This window comes from Nocardioides sp. PD653-B2 (assembly GCF_002117935.1).
Classification (GTDB): domain Bacteria; phylum Actinomycetota; class Actinomycetes; order Propionibacteriales; family Nocardioidaceae; genus Nocardioides.
This window is the reverse complement of sequence record NZ_BDJE01000022.1, coordinates 53,258-69,062: the sequence shown is the minus strand read 5'-3', so window position 1 is coordinate 69,062 and position 15,805 is coordinate 53,258. Positions and strand designations below refer to the sequence as shown.

Genomic DNA, 15,805 nt, shown 5'->3' with positions numbered 1-15,805 from the left:
AGTGTTCGTCGCTGATGGTTACCGGAGTCGACCCCTCGGAGTTGCGGGCAGCACGCGAGAAGGCGGGCCTGACCCAGCACGAGTTGGCGCGTCTCGTCGGTGCTGCTGGCGGGGAGCGCATCTCGCGCTGGGAGCTCGGCACGTCCGCTCCCCGGCCGGATTTCCTGGTCAAGCTCGCAAGAGCCCTCGACATCCCGACCCTTCGTCTCATCCACATTGACGGTGAGATCCCCGACCTCAGGGCGCTGCGTCTGCAGGCCGGGCTGACAGTGCCAAAGCTGGCGGCGGCCGTGAATGTGGCTGTGCCTACCTATTACGCCTGGGAGCAAGGCCGCTGGGCTCGGCTTCCTGCGGCCAGGCAACTCGACAAACTCGCCCGCGCGTTGGGGCACTCCCCGGAAGTTGTCGTCGCCGCCTTCTGTGAGGCACAACGCCAGCGCCTGCGGCGCGAGGAGAAGTAGCTTCGGGCAGATTTTCCGCAGGCGCCTCCTGGTTTGCCGTTATCCACAAGGACAAAAATCTCCCCGGGTGAACCGGATGATTTGTGGTCCCATAGATCCGGACGTTCGGTGCGCGAAACTGATCAGTCCCATTGGGGGACTGGGCCGCGTAACCACGTCCGGTCAGGACTCGGGCGATGACATCTCGGAGTTGGTCACCTGCGGACAGTCAACCGCTCGATAGAAATGCACTAGTGTCTTCATGTCGGGTTGGGTTGGCGATGACCGCTCCGGACCCGTCTTGACACATAGGTGATCGAGACACGAGAGGACTCGGGATCCATGTCGCAGAACACCGCTCAAGTTCGGTCAGGCGAGGCAACCCCCACCAGCCGACCCACGCCCAATCTCAACAACAGTCCTCGACCACGACCCAAGCGGCGCCGCAGACGATGGGTGTTCGCACTCTGTGCGGCCCTTGTCGCCGCAGGAGCGCTCGGTACCGCCTTCGCCTTCACGTCGGTCAACGACACGCAGGAAGTCCTCGTGGTTAGCCGCGACATCAAGCGCGGCGAGACCATCGAGGCCGGCGACCTCGCCGTCGTGCGGGTCAGCGCCGACCCGGCGTTGACCCCGGTCCCCGGCAGCCAGAAGGCCGAGCTCGAGGGCAGCCGCGCCGCGGTCGACCTGTGGGCCGGCACCCTGCTCACCGCGCAAGCAGTCACCGACAACCTGGTGCCGGGGGAGGGAGAGTCCCTGGTGGGCATCAGCCTTACTCCCGCCCAGATGCCGTCGGAGCCGCTCTACGGCGGCGACATCGTCCGGATCGTCACCACGCCCGGCGACCAGGGAGAGATCACCGATAGGGAGCCGGTCACCATCGAGGCCACCGTCGTTGGTGTTAGCCGGGTCGAGGAGACGGGGGAGACCGTCGTCGACGTCTCGGTGCCCGAAGCCGAGGCGGCCGACCTGGCTGCCCGAGCTGCCACCGGACGGGTCGCACTCGTCTTGGACGCTCGGGAGCGCTGAGGCATGGCGGTGATCGTCCTGGCCTCCGCGAGCGGTTCGCCTGGCGTGTCGACCACGGCGCTCGGGCTCACCCTCAACTGGCACCGACCGGTGCTCCTGGTCGACGCAGACCCGACCGGATCCTCCTCGGTCTTCGCCGGCTACTTCCACGGCGCCCAGGAGCCGACCGGCGGCCTGATCAACCTCGCCCTCTCTCTGCGCGAGGGGACGCTGGCCGACGCACTGCCCCGCGAGACGCTGCTGCTGGACCCCGGGGCGGCGGCCGAGCGGTCGGCTTGGTTCCTACCCGGCATCCGGGCCCACGAGCAGGCCCCCAGCCTGCTGCCCCTGTGGGAACCGCTCACCGAGCAGCTGCGCGCCCTCGACCGCAACGGCCAGGACGTCATCGTCGACGCCGGACGACTCGGCCTCGCCGGCTGGCCCCAGCCGCTCATCGCCGCCTCCGACCTAGCCCTGCTCGTCACCCGCAGCTCGCTGCCGGCACTCGCCGGCGCCACCAGCTGGGCCAAGACCCTGCGAGCACAGTTCGCCGCGGCTGGCGGCCTCTCCCGGCTCGGGGTCCTCCTCGTCGACGAGGAGCGGCGCTGGCACACGCTGCCCACCGGTGCCCGAGTCCGGCCCTACACCGCACGCCACATCGTCAAGGCCCTCCAGATCCCTGTGGTCGCCTCCGTGGACTGGGAGCCCGAGGTGGCCGAGGTCTACTCCCACGGCGCCCGCAAGCCCCGCAAGTTCGAGTCCTCCGGGCTGCTGCGCGGCTACCGGGCCAGCACCGCGGCCATCCAGTCGATTCTCGGCGCCAACCAGGCCGCCCTCGCTCCCACGAACGGAGGCCAGGCATGAGCACCGACGGACACCACCCGGAGACCAACGGCCGCGACCCACTGCGCGCCGACGAGTGGTTGGAGGCCCGGCACGCCGCGAACCGCGAGAAGACCTCGCCCTTCGCCCGCGGCCGCAGCACGAACGGCACCCCGCCGCCCCCGCCGGCGCCGGTCGTCGAGGACCACGACCCGACGTCACTGCCGATCTTCGCCGGCGCCTGGACCAGCGAAGGCGAGGACCGGCTGCAGGGCCGCGCCCGCTCGGAGTTCAGCCTGCCCCCGCTGGTGGCGCCCGCGCCGGAGGAGCACCACCACATCCTTGGTGCGGACGGCGGGGTCGAGCTGGACTGGGAGTTGATCGCGCAGTATCGCGCGGAGATCTCGTCGCGCCTGACCGCCCGGCTCGACAAGGAAGGTGGCCGGGTCACCGAGGAGGACCGCGAGCAGATGGGCCTCGACGTCATCGAGGAGCTCATCAAGTCCGAGGCCGAGACGCTGGTCTCCACCGGCCGGCCGCCGTGGACGAAGGACCACGAGAAGGCACTCAAGTGCGCCCTCCACGCCGCCCTGTTCGGACTCGGCCGCCTGCAGCCCCTGGTCGAGCGCGAGGACGTGGAGAACATCATCGTCATCGCTCGCGGCCCGCTCTGCTCGGTGTGGCTGGAACTGGTCGACGGCACCCTGGTGGAGGCCGCCCCGATCGCCGACTCCGAGGACGAGCTGCGCGAGTTCCTCTCCGACCTCGGCGCTCGACAGAACCGCCCCTTCACCGAGGCCCGACCGCACCTCGACCTCCGGCTGCCCGGGGGAGCGCGGCTCGCGGCCGGCTCCTGGGTGATGGCCTACACCTCCGTCGTGATCCGCCGCCACGGCATGCGCGAGGTGTCGATGGACGAGATGGTCTACGACCGCAAGGCATGCAGCCCGGTCCTGGCCGACTTCGTCGCCGCCTGCGTGCGCGCCGGCAAGAGCATCGTCGTCTCCGGCGTCCAAGGCAGCGGCAAGACCACCTGGGTCCGCGCCCTGTGCTCGTGCATCCCGCCCTGGGAGATGATCGGCACCTTCGAGACCGAGTTCGAGCTGCACCTGCACGAGCTCGTCGACCGCCACAAGATCGTCCACGCCTGGGAGCACCGCCCGGGATCCGGAGAAGTCGGCATCGACGGCCGCCAGGCCGGTGAGTTCAGCCTCGAGGAGGCCATCCACCACTCGTTCCGGTTCAACCTCGCCCGCCAGATCGTCGGCGAGGTCCGCGGCCCCGAGGTCTGGAACATGCTCAAGGCCATGGAGTCCGGGCCGGGCTCGATCAGCACCACTCACGCCCGCAGCGCCGAGCACACCATCGAGAAGCTCGTCTCCTGCGCCATGGAGAAGGGCCCCCAGGTCACCCGCGAGCTGGCGATCAGCAAGCTGGCCGCCGCGATCGACATCGTGATGTACCTGCGCTCGGAGGTCGTCGCCAATCCCGACGGCACCTTCCGCAAGCATCGCTGGGTCGAGGAGGTCCTGGTCGTCCAGCCCAGCATCGACGCCGCCAGGGGATACGCCACCACCCCGATCTTCGCCCCCAACCAGCTCGGCCAGGCCGTCACGACCGGCAAGCTCGACAACTTCCTCGCCCAGGAGCTGGCGCGGCACGGGTTCGACCTCGAGGCCTACAAGGCCGAATCCCAGGCCAACCCGGGGGTGGCCACCTCATGAGCACCGCGTTCCCGCCGGCCGTCTTCGGCGCCCTCATTGTCACCGGCCTGATCGGGATGGTCTACGCGCTGATCCCCGCGCCGCCCAAGCCGCCGCAGCCCGCCCGGACCGTCACCCCGTTCGGACGGCTGGGGAACTGGTTCGTCCGGCTCGACCGGCGCACCCGGATGCTGATGGCCGGCGGTGCCGTGGCCGGCCTCCTGGTCGCGCTGGTGACCGGCTGGGTGATCGCGATCGCGCTCGTCCCGGTCGGGATCATCGGTATCCCGCTGCTGCTGACACCGCCGCCGGCGGCCGCGAGCATCGAGAAGCTCGAGGCGCTCGAGGAGTGGACGCGGTCCCTGTCGGGCAAGCTGACCGCCGGCCAGTCCCTGCGCTCGGCGCTCATCAAGTCCCTGCAGTCCGCGCCGGCGCCGATCGAGCGCGAGGTCGGGCTGATGGTCTCCCGGTTGTGGAACAACACCGCCAGCACCGAGGACGTGCTGCGCGCCTTCGCCGAGGACCTCAACGACTCCACCGGCGACGTCGTGGCCAGCCAGCTGATCCTTGCCGCAAGCGGCCGCGGCCAGGCCGGACTGTCGAAGGCGTTGGACGCCCTCGCCGAGACCGTCGCCTCCGACGTGCGCGCCCGCCGCCAGATCGCCGCCGACCAGGCCAAGCCACGCACCACCGCCCGCACCGTCACCGTGATCACCCTCGGTGTGCTGGGCATGCTCGCCTTCACCGGCGACTACATCGAGCCCTACGGCAGCCCGCTGGGCCAGGTCATCCTCGCTGTCCTGCTCTCGGCCTACGTGGCCACGCTGCTGTGGATGCGCCGGATGGCTGTCGCCAAGCCGCTCCCGCGGTTCCTCGACCTCCAGGCCCGCAACGCGCACCGCGCCGCCCAGCGCACGGTACCGGGCGAGAAGGAAGGAGCACTCGCATGACCGGCCTGCAGATCGCGCTCGCCAGCGGCACCCTCATCGGGCTGGCCCTCGCCCTGCTCGTATGGCGCCTCGCACCCTCCGACCCCGACCTGGTCGACGCGCTGGACCGTCTCTCACCTGACCACGTCGTACCCCGCCGAAACACTCCCGACCCCGACGCCGACACCGGCACCAGCTCGGCGGTCGATCGGATCGGCTTGTGGGCGATGAAGAACCTGCCCGGCGGCGCCTGGGCCCACACTCCCCGCAAGGACCTGGCCATCCTGCAGATCAGCGAGACCCGGTTCTACGGCGAGAAGGTCGTATGGGCACTGCTCGGCCTGATCATGCCGCCACTGCTGGCCGCCTTCTTCACGCTGATCGGCCTGCCGCTGCCGTTCGCCATCCCGACGCTCGGCTCGCTGGCCCTGGCCGCCCTGTTCTGGTTCATGCCCAACTACAACGCCGCCGACGACGCCAAGAAGGCCCGCATCGAGTTCAGCCGCGCCCTGGGCGCCTACATCGACATGGTGGCCACCGGCGTACGAGACGGATCCAGCGGCCAGCAGGCACTGCGCTCGGCAGCCGAGGTCGGCGACAAGTGGGTCTTCAAGCGGATCGAGAGCGAGCTGCGCCGCGCCCGCTACATGACCCGCGCACCCTGGGACTCCCTGCACGGCCTCGCCGACGAGCTCGCCGTCCCCGAGCTCGACGACCTCGCCGACATCATGCAGCAGTCCGGCCAGGACGGAGCCCAGATCTACCACAACCTCCGGGCCCGCGCCGCCGCACTCCGCTCGGCGATGCTCAGCGCCGAGATCGGCAAGGCCAACGCCACCTCCGAGCGCATGTACATCCCGGCCAGCCTGCTCGGCATCGTCTTCATGGCGATCCTCGTCGCCCCCTCGATGCTCCGCTTCACGACCTGACCGACCTAACACCGACCCCAAGAACCCGGGTCACCCAGACCGCAAACCGAACACCAGGAAGGAAGAACCCCGATGTTGCAACTCTTCATCGTCCTCCAGTTGGCGGCACTGACCGCGCTCGCCTCCCTCGAGGACCGCGTCACCAGGCAGCGCGACGAGCGCGGCTCCGTCACGATCGAGCAGGTCCTGTGGGCCGGCGCAGTGATCGTCATCGTCGGCATCGTCGTCGCCGCCATCAAGTTCTTCGTGACCAGCGAGTCCGCCAAGATCAAGTAGGCCGCCATGTTCGCCAGCCTCCATCGCCGAAGCCGGGACGAGCGCGGGTCAGTGACCATCCAGATGGTCTTCCTGATGCCCGCGCTGTTCCTGCTGATGTTCCTCGGCCTCCAAGGCGCCCTGTACTACCACGCGAAGCAGGTAGCGCTCGCGGCCGCGCAGGAGGGCGCCCGTGAGGCAGGCAGCGAGACCGGCACCCGCGACGCCGGTGTGGCCACGGCGAACACGTTCCTCCACGACGCCGGAGGCTCCGACGTGATGACCTCCACCAGCGTCTCCGGATCACGGACCACGACTACCGCCACGATCACCGTCACGGGAAAGTCCATGAGCGTGATCCCCGGCTGGCACGTGACCGTCACCCAGAGCGCCAGCGTCCCGGTCGAGAGGCTCACCGAATGACCAGGCAGACGAGGCGGACCAGCGCACGCCACCGGCGCCGGGAGGAGCGCGGATCGGTGGCCATCGAGGCCGCGATCGGCGTCCCGGCCTTCGGCCTGTTCGTGGCGATGATCATCCTGGGCGGCCGCTTGGAGATCGCCAAGCAGTCCGTGGACGCAGCCGCCTACGAGGCAGCACGAGCGGCCTCCATCGAGCGCACTCAGAGCGAGGCCATCACCTCCGGCAAGTCCGCAGCCACCAGCAGCCTGCACGACCAGGGCCTGCAATGCACGACCACCAATATCACGATCAACGCCGCGGCCTTCAACGCCCCGCTGGGAACCACCGCCCAGGTCACCGCCACCGTGACCTGCAAGGTCGACGTGGCGGACCTGAGCATCCCCGGCCTCCCCGGCACTCGGACGATCACCGCGACCGCCAGCAGCCCCGTCGACGCCTACCGGGAGCGCCGATGATGAGCCACCGCACCCGCTGCCTCACGACGCGGCGCTCGCGCGATGAGCGCGGCTCCATCAGCGTCTGGTTCGCCACCGCAGCACTGGCGATGATCATCCTCGTCGGGATGGCCGTCGACCTCGGCGGCAAGGTCCACACCCAGCAGCAAGCCCGCAGCGCTGCCGCCCAGGCCGCCCGCACCGGCGCCCAGGAGGTCCAGGGCTCGACCGCAGTCCGCGGCGAGGACCTCCGCGTCGACATCACCGCCGCCAAGACGGCCGCCATGGACTACCTCCACGCCGCCGGCGTGGAAGGGAACGCGCGCGTCGTCAACGGCAACACCCTGATCGTCACCACCACCGACACATACACCAGCAAGTTCCTCGGGATCATCGGCCTGGACACCATGCAGGTCACCGGGGAGGCGTCCGCGCGGCTCATCCGCGCCGAAGGAGGCATCGAGAGATGACCACGCCCACCCATCCCACCCTGGGCCATCGACTCACCGGCCTCGCGGCCTCGGTCGCCGTACTCGGCATCATCCTCGGCCTGCCCGCACTGTTCCTCGCGATCGGTGCCAGCCCAATCCCGGACCACGTCCCGACCCTCGACGGCATCAAGAACGCGCTCCTGGCGCCCGACGACGGCACCCTCGTCCTCGGCCTGTTCAAGGTGATCGGCTGGGTCGCGTGGGCCTTCATGGCGCTGAGCCTGGTCGTGGAAGCCATCGCCCGGCTCCGCAAGGTCCAGGCACGCCAGCTGCCGGGCCTGGGCCGGCCGCAGGCCGCAGCACGCGGCCTCATCGGCCTCGCCGCTCTGCTGTTCATCGCCGCGCCCATCGCCGCCCAGTCAGCCACGATCACCTCGGCCGCCGCGGCCCCGGTGACGGTGGGACACGTCAACGCCGGTGCCGCCGACCAGGCACCCGCCCATCAGGACGTCAAGGTCGAGACGAAGCAGGAGCGCCAGCGCAAGACGGTCGACCACGCTGTGAAGCCGGGGGAGAGCCTGTGGTCGATCGCCGAGGACCACTTCGGCGACGGTGCCCGCTACAAGGAGCTCGTCGAGCTCAACCGCGACATCCTCGGCGCGCAGCCGAGCTTCCTCGAGCCCGGTTGGGTCCTCAAGCTGCCCGCGCTCAACAGCGGGGCACCGGCGCACGACTACACGGTGCAGCCCACCGACACCCTCAGCGAGATCGCCCAAGAGCAGCTCGGCGACGCCGATCGCTGGCCCGAGATCTACCAGGCCTCCACCGGCATCACCCAGCCCGGCGGAGCCCAGCTGACCGACCCCGACGTCATCGACGTCGGCTGGAAGCTCAACATCCCCGGCGCCGACCAGGGGGGCAGTCACGACGACACCCGGCACCAGCAGCCGCGCGACGTCGAGCCCGAGACGCCCGCCAGCCCCGAGGACCAGCGGCTCGTCGACCCGCCGGCCGAGGAGGAGCCGCCGGTCGCCCAAGAGCCTGAGGCGCCCGACGTCCCCGAGGCGGCCTTGCCCGACGTCGCGCCCTCCCAAGCCGAGGAGCCGTGGGTGCCGGCCGCCGACGTCGACCAGGTCGATGACGCCGACGACTCGATCCTCGACGCGCCGTGGGTCCGCGCCGGGCTGACCGGCGGGGGAGTCCTTCTGTCCGGGGCACTGCTCATGGCCCTGCGGTCCCGCCGCCGCGCCGGCTACCGGAACCGGACACCCGGCCGCGCGATCGCCGCGCCGCCTCCGGAGCTCGCGCCTGTCGAGATGACCCTGAACGCCACCGGTTCCGCGGCCGCGGCGACCGTGGAGTTCGCGGACGAGGCGCTGCGCCGCCTCGCGGCCGCCGTCGGCGCGCAGGGCACCACGATGCCGCCGCTCGCCGCCGTGGAGCTCGGGCACGGCAAGCTGACCCTGCACCTGAGCGCGCCGGCCGCCGTCCCGGCGCCCTGGGTGGGCAGCCCGGACCAGACCCACTGGCACGTCAGCACAGACACCGCCGTCGACGAGCTCGGCCCCGACACAGGGAACGTCGAGCCGCCCTACCCGCTTCTGGCCACCATCGGCATGAGCGACACCGGCGAGACGTGGCTGCTCAACTGCGAGGAGCTGTCCACCCTCACCATCAGCGGCGACCCGACCTACGGCCGGGACTTCGCCCGCCACCTCGCCGCGCAGCTGGCCGTCAACCCGTGGTCGCGCCGCGTGCAGGTCGACTGCATCGGCGTGGCTGAGGAAGCCGTCGCCATGGACGAGCGGATCAGCTACTACCCGACCGGAGCAGCCGGGTCACCCGCGACCGCGGAAGCCCTCGCGGCCGCCGTCACCACGGTCGACCGGGCGAAGCGACACGACACCGACGCGTCCACAGCCCGCACCGGCAGCGTCGACGACGACACCTGGCCCGCCCGGATGCTGTTGCTCGACGCGGCGGCCGGAGACCCCGAGGACCTCGAGCAGCTGCTGCAGCTGGTCACCAACCACGTCGGGCAGTCCGCCACCTCCATCGTCGTCGCCGGCGGACGCCCCAACACACCGGGCGCCGTCCTGCACATGACGAACACCGGCCGCGTCGTCCTCGAGCACGCCGGCCTCAACCTCATCGCCGTCGGCCTCACCAGCGACGAAGCCCGCGGCTGCGCCCTGGTCTACGCACAGAGCGAGGTCGCCGAGGACGTCCCCGTGCCGGTCGACGAGACCGTCACGGACGGCTGGGAGGCCTACACCGACCAGTCCGGGGCACTGCGCCGCGAGTACACCCTGCCGCGCAACACCCCCGCGGACACCGTCGACGAGCCGCTGTCCTCCCTCCTGGAGGGCGACGACGAGGACTACATCCGTCAGAGCGCGATCGTGCAGGAGGACCTCGAGACGCTGGCGCCGAAGGTGCCCGAGCACGTCCGAGCCGAGGTCGAGCAGAGCGACCCCACTCTCGACCAGGACATCGCCGACTGGTTCTCGACCGACTGCGACCGTCCACGGCTCAGCCTGCTCGGTCCGGTCACCGCGCGCACCCACGGCAAGGCCCTGGCCAAGCGCAAGCCCTACTTCACCGAGCTCCTCGCGTACTTGGCCCTGCACCGCAAGCACGGAGCCACCCGCGAGGAGATCGGCGAGGCATTCGGGATCACCCCCGGCAAGGTGCGCGATTACACCAACACCGTCCGCGAATGGCTGGGCACCAACCCCACAAGTGGAGAGCCCCACCTGCCCCACGCCGACAAGGCCCCTGCCACCAAGCTCCGCGGCGTCAACGTCTACCAGGTCGACGACGGCCTCCTGGTCGACCTTCACCTCTTCCTCCGACTGCGCAAGCGCGGGCAGGCCCGGGGCGGCGCGGAAGGCGTCGCCGACGTCTGCACCGCGCTCGAGCTGGTCGGCGAGGCGAAGCCGTTCAGCCAGCTGCGTGAAGAGGGATGGTCTTGGCTCGTCAACGAGCCCGACCGCGTCGACCTCATGGCTTCAGGCTGGATCGCCGACGTCGCCCTCATCGTCGTCACCGAGGCTCTCGCCGCAGGCGATCTGGTCAAGGCCCGCTCCGCCGCCTACGTCGCCAACCGGGCCGACCCTGACGGAGAGAGCACCCGCCTATGCCTGGCCCACGTCATGAAGGTCGAGAGCGACCAGCTCGAGGCCGACCGGATCCTCCGCGAGGAGATCTGCAACCGGTCCGACGACGGCGACGCCCCCATGGAACTGTCGGAGCGCACGAAGACCATCATCAGTACCCACGGCTGGCTCGCGAGCTGACTCGGGAAGGGAGCACCAGCACATGACCACCTTCAACCAGGAGCTCACCGGCCGCTACGTCGCGGCCGGCGGCGACCGCCCCGACCTCGACGCCCGACGCGTCGCCAGAGCCGTCTTCGTCCGCGACACCGTCCGCACCCTCTACGACGCCGACAAGCGATTCGGCATCGACCCCGCCGACAACGGCTCGCTGGCCGAGCTCGTCGACGCCGCCGAAGAACACCTCGAGCACATCGCCACCGACGTCGGCCAGCGATCAGTCATGGCGCCGCCCAACACAGGAGGAGACACCGCATGAGGAAGCACCACTCCGCACTCGGGGGAGTGGCCCTCGCCCTCGCCCTCACCCTCACGGGCTGCTCGGACGACGGCACCGACCCCGAGGCCGAGGACACCCCGACCGCTACGCCGAGCTCGAGCCCAACGAGCACTGCGCCGACGCTGCAGACCCCCGAGGAGAAGGCGGCGGCCCAGCTGGCGATGTACCTCGAGGTACGCGACCTCGCTTACCGGAAGCGGGACATCAACTTCAAGGCGCTCAACCCGGTCGCGACCGGTGAGGAGTTTCTGCAGTTGCAGCACACCGTCGCGAGCATGATGAATGAAAACGTCACGGTGACCGGGGAGTACGCACACACGCTCGACGAGCCGCGGAATCGCGGGACCTCGATTCTGATCATCGACTGCGAGGACCGCACCAAGGTCACCTGGAAGAACGACGGGGCGATCCGGCAACCGGACTTCACGGACCCCAACGGAGACCCGCTCCGCAACCCCGCCCCGGTTGAGTACACGCTCGTCAAGGACAAGGGTGCTTGGAAGGTCTCCGACTCGGACCTGCTTTGGGACCAGCCATGCTGAGGAGACTCATTGCCCTCTTGGTGGCGTTGGCAGGGTCGCTCGTCATCGTGTTCGTCACCGCCTCCGCCGCGAGCGCTGACTGCACAGCGGACCCGGTGACCGGCGAAGTTGTCTGTGACGACGAGGATGGCGGCAACGATGGCGGTGACGGCGGTGACACCGGTGGCTCGTCGACTTGCTCGACCTCGGACGGTAGGGAGATCCCGTGCACTGGCCCCGGCGGGTCGGTATGGAGCAGCAGCCATCAGTGCTGGGTCGGCGACGTCTGGGATCCGGGTGGGGAAGGCCCACTGCCGCCCCCTGGACAGACCAATGAGGATGGTGCGTGGCACATCTGCTACTGGCCGCCCCCAGGCTCCTCATGGGATCCGGTCTGGATCCAGAACGGCACGGTCACGATCGACCCGGTGGTTCTCGCCAATCGCGCGATCGCGTCGATGGACCTGGATCCGATCAGGATCGGCATCGTTCCCGAGCCTGGCCCCAACCGGGTTGGACTCGTTGGGCTGCCGGTGTGGATGTGGGTCGACAGCCCGACCGATGACACGTTCGGACCGATCACCGCGTCCGCCAGCGAAGGGCCGGTCTCGGTCAGCGCCACCGCCAGCGTCTCCAGCATCGTGTGGAACATGGGCGACGGCACCAAGGTGACCTGCACCGGCAAGGGGACGCCGTACGCCGATCACTACGGCAAGCAGGACTCCCCGACCTGCGGGCACCGCTACGCGAAGATGTCGACCGACCAGCCCGAGGGTGCGTACCAGGTCACCGCGGCCAGTCACTGGGTGGTCGAGTGGACCGGTGGCGGGCAGTCCGGAACCATCGAGTTCGACCTGGCCACAGAGCCCCTCCCGATCCGCATCGGGGAGGCCCAGGTGCTGACCCAGTGACCCTGTACTAGCCGACCGACCACCGACACAGGTCCCCGTCCTCACAGCAGCAAGGGAACCTGTGTCGTTCGCTGCCCGAGCGCGCCCCGAGGCACCGGGCCCGCCGAGCGGAGCTGCTCGTGCTACCGCTGCTGGACGTGAAAGAGCCCCAGGCGTCTCGGGTCACCTGGGGCTCGTGAGAAGTAGAGCATGGGGTGGCTCGCCTGCGCTGATGAATAGAAGATCGCGCGGACCTAGACGCTCGCCGTCGGGGTGCCAGGTGGCCCGTCACGTGACCTGGGTGCCGCCCTCCTGGCGGTCTGGGGTCCGCCGATCTGCGAGCTCGCCCTCGACACAGCGTGGCCTGACGGCCGTGTGGTCCGGCAGGGAGTCAGGCGAGGATGCAGTCGGCGAGTGGGGCGCGGAAGCGCTGCGAGAGCACGGATCTGAGTTGGAGGAACAGTGACACGTCGCAGGGGAGCACGTGAGCGACAGCTGCGCTCAGTACTGCTGCCGCCTCGGGGATGTTCAGGCAGGCGATGAGGTCGGCTTCGTGCTGCTCGACGAAGACCTCGTCCTTGATTGCCTTCATCGCGGCGGCAGCGCCACGGATGACAGGGTCGAGAGCGGCGGGGTGGGGGCTGGTGTCGAGCTCGTCGTCGAAGGCGGTCCAGTCCACGCCCGGCGGACAGGGGTGGGGAGTGCTGGCCAGCTGGTTCAGGACCAAGCTGAGTCCCAGTGTGCGCTCGTTGACCTGCAGATCGTGCTCGATGGCGGACACCATCTCGGCCGCGCTGGCGACCGTCAGACGGTTTGCGGTGGCTGTGAGGCCCTCACGCATCATTCGCGCTACTGCGTCTCGTTGTTCGGCACCACTGTCGGCGTAGCGCAGAAGGATGCGTAGCGACCGGTCCAGGTTGAACGCAGAGGGCGCGTCCAGTACGTGGAGCCCGTGAGCCAAGATGCGGCGGCTCCAGTTCGGCCATGCGCGCGCCATACCGTCGTCGAGGACGTCGAGAGCTACCTCGGGGCCGATCGGTAGATGCGACCCGAATCGTTCGGGAGCTTCCTGGTCGACCGTCTCGATGAGCTCGACCACGGCCTGGTGTTCGTGGGCGCGAGGTTCCGCGAACATCTTTCCTGTCGCGAACAACCAGGTGTTGCGCCAATGTGGGCTGGGGGCCAGGAGACGTAGCCGGTTGATCAGGGTCTCAAGGGGCGCGTCGCTGATTCGCCGGGCCGCCATGAGTTCTTGGAGTGAGCGCACGTCGAAACCGAAGCCGTCGTTCCGGGGCGCGATCAGGACCAGTCGCTGTGTCGCAGACCTAATGATCGAGTCCAGGACGTCGGAGTGGTGCCCGTCGGGCTTGAACTCGGCGTCGTTGAGGATGTGCCAGACGATTTCGCGCAGCTCCGGCTCTGTTAGGACGGCCGTGGAGTGGTCGGCCGTCTCGCTGCGCTGTTGAAGCACGAAGCCGGCGCGCTCGTGAAGCTGGTGGATGAACGGCTCGTACTTGGTCAGGAGCGTGCGGACCATCGTCGGTTTGTTGCGCTCTCGTCGTACGACGGTGTCGTAATAGCTCCAGAACAGGCTATACCGGTCTGGTGCGATGGTCCCGGCGCCGTCGACGATGATCGAGAGGATGAGGACCTGCAGCGGCGTCCGCAGAAGTTTGACGAGGTTCTCATCCTGCGCAGCGTTCCGAAGGGCCGTGACGACCTTGCCGATCCGCTCCTCGTCGCCGCTAAGGCGTACTTGGGCGGCCTTAGTTCCAAAGGCGACGGCCTCAGCGGGTGTCAGGTCGTCGAGTCCGACGGTTTCGAACGACGTCGGGTCGATGTTTTCGGTGTAGCCAACCGGGCGGGTCGTGATGACGGCAAGTAGGTCGCATCGGTCCCCCTCTGCGTTGTTGACGAACTCCACGACGCGCTCGATCACCGTGCGCCGCGTCTCTGGCTCGGTGACCTCGTCTAGGCCATCGAATACGACTAGCCAGGGCCAAGCGCGCAGCCAGGAGGTTAGCGTGGCGGGAGTGACGGTGCCATGGTTCGACTTCTTGCTGATGTGTTCGGCCACGTATCGCATCAGCGATTCGTCGAGCTTGTGGCCTCGTTCCTCCGCGTAGTCGGCGAGGTCGATGCGCAGCGGCCAGCGCCGGTGCCGCGGGAGTTGGTGCCCCAGCCTCCGCAGCACGTCCTCGGTCCCGGTGATCACGGTGTCGTGGTTGGCCGCTAGTGCCGTGGAGCCTTTGAGCGCTGCAACCCGGTATGCCTGCACGATCAGCTTGGAGATCGTGGTCTTCCCGTTGCCCGGCTGGCCGGTGAGGACGATGTGGCGCGGCCCGTCCACAGCTGTGATGTCTCGGGCTAGGAGGTTGTCTCCCCGCTCGAAGACATGCCGCAGCACGGTGCTCCTGTGGCCTCCGCCCGGGAAGGTCACGGGGAGATCGATGGCGACCTCGTGCACCGGGATGCCGCGGTTTTCGCGGTCACCGGCGTCGTCGAAGTACACCAGCCCGTCGGAGAGGAGTTCGGTGCGTGCCTGGTCGAGCAGAACCGGTTCGCTGTCCTTAACGGCGATGTTGCCCGTGAGCTCAGAGATGAAGGTGAAGACGTCGCTGGCAGTCAAGAAGGCGTCGAACCGGCGGCGCACGCCTTCCTGCGTGCTCAACAGAGCATCGAGCTGGTTGCCGTCCCAGAATCGGATCGTCTTGATGTGCGCGATCCGCTTGCGCCGCTGGACCCTATCGAGAATTGCATCCTGATCGTCGATGTCGCGGCTGGGGTCGTTGAGCCTGTCGCGGTAGGCCCTGATGTTCCTGCGGATGGCGTCGTGGCCGCCCGCGTTCTGAACGGGCGTGAGTGCGACGTTGGTGATGAAGACGAGCTGATCGGGCAGGGGATCGCGCGAGTCGTTCTTATCCCACTCAGCCCAGGCGTCGAGTTCCTTCTTGACCTCTCCCCACAACCACGACGCATTGGTGGTCTCCGAGTCGGAGATCTTGTCGTGGTGCTTGACCTGGAAGACGGTGTAACCGCTGAAGGTGTCTGCTGAGGACTCGAGTGCTGAGGCGAACTTCAGGTTGCCCTCGAAGTACAGATCGCGGCCGCCGTCCTTGCCAGCGCCCATGACCTGGACACCTGGGCCGAACTCGGCGATCGCCAGCGCAGCGGCCATCGACTGAAAGGCACCGGGGCTCAACAACTGCAGCTGGTGCTTCACGGACGACTCCACTGTTCGACGGACGGCTCAAGGTAGCAACGCGCAGCGACACGGCGTGGTCGAACCGCGCGGTCACCCGTCCGCCTGTCACCAGGGCGCTGCCGCGGAGCGAATCCCTACCGGTTCGGTGTTGAGGAGGTAGGTGCGTCGCGGTTGGAAACGTTCGGCGCATCTCGACA

15 protein-coding genes are annotated in these 15,805 nt (G+C 68.9%); 14 read left to right on the top strand and 1 reads right to left on the bottom strand.

Annotation, left to right across the window (positions count from 1 at the left end):
- The first annotated feature begins 14 nt into the window (after positions 1-14).
- The 14 genes from PD653B2_RS09885 (at position 15) to PD653B2_RS24605 (ending at position 12,424) form a co-directional block, all read left to right on the top strand.
- Positions 15-461, top strand: coding sequence for a helix-turn-helix domain-containing protein (locus PD653B2_RS09885; RefSeq protein WP_085872209.1), 447 nt, complete (start codon positions 15-17; stop codon positions 459-461).
- Between the two features lie 435 nt (positions 462-896).
- The gene (locus PD653B2_RS09880; protein ID WP_242665223.1) at positions 897-1,469 is read left to right on the top strand and encodes an SAF domain-containing protein; all 573 of its coding nucleotides are present in this window, start codon (positions 897-899) and stop codon (positions 1,467-1,469) included.
- A 3-nt stretch (positions 1,470-1,472) separates the two neighbouring features.
- Positions 1,473-2,312 carry a MinD/ParA family ATP-binding protein gene (locus tag PD653B2_RS09875; RefSeq protein WP_085872207.1) on the top strand — a complete coding sequence of 280 codons (840 nt, stop codon included), beginning with the start codon at positions 1,473-1,475 and terminating at the stop codon, positions 2,310-2,312.
- A complete protein-coding gene (locus PD653B2_RS09870) occupies positions 2,309-3,994 on the top strand; it encodes a CpaF family protein (protein WP_085872206.1) in 1,686 nt (561 codons plus the stop codon). The genes PD653B2_RS09875 and PD653B2_RS09870 overlap by 4 nt, the downstream gene beginning before the upstream one ends.
- Positions 3,991-4,923: a type II secretion system F family protein gene (locus PD653B2_RS09865; protein ID WP_085872205.1), complete on the top strand. Its 933-nt coding sequence runs from the start codon at positions 3,991-3,993 to the stop codon at positions 4,921-4,923. Before PD653B2_RS09870 ends, PD653B2_RS09865 begins: the two co-directional genes overlap by 4 nt.
- A complete protein-coding gene (locus PD653B2_RS09860) occupies positions 4,920-5,831 on the top strand; it encodes a type II secretion system F family protein (RefSeq protein WP_085872204.1) in 912 nt (303 codons plus the stop codon). The genes PD653B2_RS09865 and PD653B2_RS09860 overlap by 4 nt, the downstream gene beginning before the upstream one ends.
- A 72-nt stretch (positions 5,832-5,903) precedes the next feature.
- Positions 5,904-6,107: a hypothetical protein gene (locus PD653B2_RS09855; protein WP_085872203.1), complete on the top strand. Its 204-nt coding sequence runs from the start codon at positions 5,904-5,906 to the stop codon at positions 6,105-6,107.
- Positions 6,108-6,158: 51 nt separating this feature from the next.
- Positions 6,159-6,509, top strand: a complete 351-nt coding sequence (locus tag PD653B2_RS09850; protein ID WP_242665222.1) for a TadE family protein — start codon at positions 6,159-6,161, stop codon at positions 6,507-6,509.
- Positions 6,506-6,964, top strand: coding sequence for a TadE/TadG family type IV pilus assembly protein (locus tag PD653B2_RS09845; RefSeq protein WP_085872202.1), 459 nt, complete (start codon positions 6,506-6,508; stop codon positions 6,962-6,964). The genes PD653B2_RS09850 and PD653B2_RS09845 overlap by 4 nt, the downstream gene beginning before the upstream one ends.
- A complete protein-coding gene (locus tag PD653B2_RS09840; RefSeq protein ID WP_085872201.1) occupies positions 6,961-7,413 on the top strand; it encodes a TadE/TadG family type IV pilus assembly protein in 453 nt (150 codons plus the stop codon). The genes PD653B2_RS09845 and PD653B2_RS09840 overlap by 4 nt, the downstream gene beginning before the upstream one ends.
- Positions 7,410-10,673, top strand: a complete 3,264-nt coding sequence (locus PD653B2_RS09835) for a LysM peptidoglycan-binding domain-containing protein (protein WP_085872200.1) — start codon at positions 7,410-7,412, stop codon at positions 10,671-10,673. Before PD653B2_RS09840 ends, PD653B2_RS09835 begins: the two co-directional genes overlap by 4 nt.
- Positions 10,674-10,695: 22 nt before the next feature.
- Entirely contained in the window at positions 10,696-10,971 is a 276-nt protein-coding gene (locus PD653B2_RS09830; protein WP_085872199.1) for a hypothetical protein, read from the top strand.
- Positions 10,968-11,534: a hypothetical protein gene (locus tag PD653B2_RS09825; RefSeq protein ID WP_133059066.1), complete on the top strand. Its 567-nt coding sequence runs from the start codon at positions 10,968-10,970 to the stop codon at positions 11,532-11,534. The genes PD653B2_RS09830 and PD653B2_RS09825 overlap by 4 nt, the downstream gene beginning before the upstream one ends.
- Complete coding sequence (locus PD653B2_RS24605; protein ID WP_133059067.1) at positions 11,528-12,424, top strand: hypothetical protein; 897 nt, start codon at positions 11,528-11,530, stop codon at positions 12,422-12,424. Before PD653B2_RS09825 ends, PD653B2_RS24605 begins: the two co-directional genes overlap by 7 nt.
- 370 nt (positions 12,425-12,794) lie before the next feature.
- On the opposite strand, the gene PD653B2_RS09815 is transcribed toward PD653B2_RS24605, so the two are convergent.
- Positions 12,795-15,626: an NACHT domain-containing protein gene (locus PD653B2_RS09815; protein ID WP_085872196.1), complete on the bottom strand. Its 2,832-nt coding sequence runs from the start codon at positions 15,624-15,626 to the stop codon at positions 12,795-12,797.
- Between the last annotated feature and the right edge of the window lie 179 nt (positions 15,627-15,805).

Coding starts and splice junctions, on each gene's coding strand:
- PD653B2_RS09840 (WP_085872201.1), top strand. CDS start 6,961: ATGATGAGCCACCGCACCCGCTGCCTCACGACGCGGCGCTCGCGCGAT.
- PD653B2_RS09855 (WP_085872203.1), top strand. CDS start 5,904: ATGTTGCAACTCTTCATCGTCCTCCAGTTGGCGGCACTGACCGCGCTC.
- PD653B2_RS09845 (WP_085872202.1), top strand. CDS start 6,506: ATGACCAGGCAGACGAGGCGGACCAGCGCACGCCACCGGCGCCGGGAG.
- PD653B2_RS09870 (WP_085872206.1), top strand. CDS start 2,309: ATGAGCACCGACGGACACCACCCGGAGACCAACGGCCGCGACCCACTG.
- PD653B2_RS09875 (WP_085872207.1), top strand. CDS start 1,473: ATGGCGGTGATCGTCCTGGCCTCCGCGAGCGGTTCGCCTGGCGTGTCG.
- PD653B2_RS09860 (WP_085872204.1), top strand. CDS start 4,920: ATGACCGGCCTGCAGATCGCGCTCGCCAGCGGCACCCTCATCGGGCTG.
- PD653B2_RS09885 (WP_085872209.1), top strand. CDS start 15: ATGGTTACCGGAGTCGACCCCTCGGAGTTGCGGGCAGCACGCGAGAAG.
- PD653B2_RS09830 (WP_085872199.1), top strand. CDS start 10,696: ATGACCACCTTCAACCAGGAGCTCACCGGCCGCTACGTCGCGGCCGGC.
- PD653B2_RS09835 (WP_085872200.1), top strand. CDS start 7,410: ATGACCACGCCCACCCATCCCACCCTGGGCCATCGACTCACCGGCCTC.
- PD653B2_RS24605 (WP_133059067.1), top strand. CDS start 11,528: ATGCTGAGGAGACTCATTGCCCTCTTGGTGGCGTTGGCAGGGTCGCTC.
- PD653B2_RS09865 (WP_085872205.1), top strand. CDS start 3,991: ATGAGCACCGCGTTCCCGCCGGCCGTCTTCGGCGCCCTCATTGTCACC.
- PD653B2_RS09825 (WP_133059066.1), top strand. CDS start 10,968: ATGAGGAAGCACCACTCCGCACTCGGGGGAGTGGCCCTCGCCCTCGCC.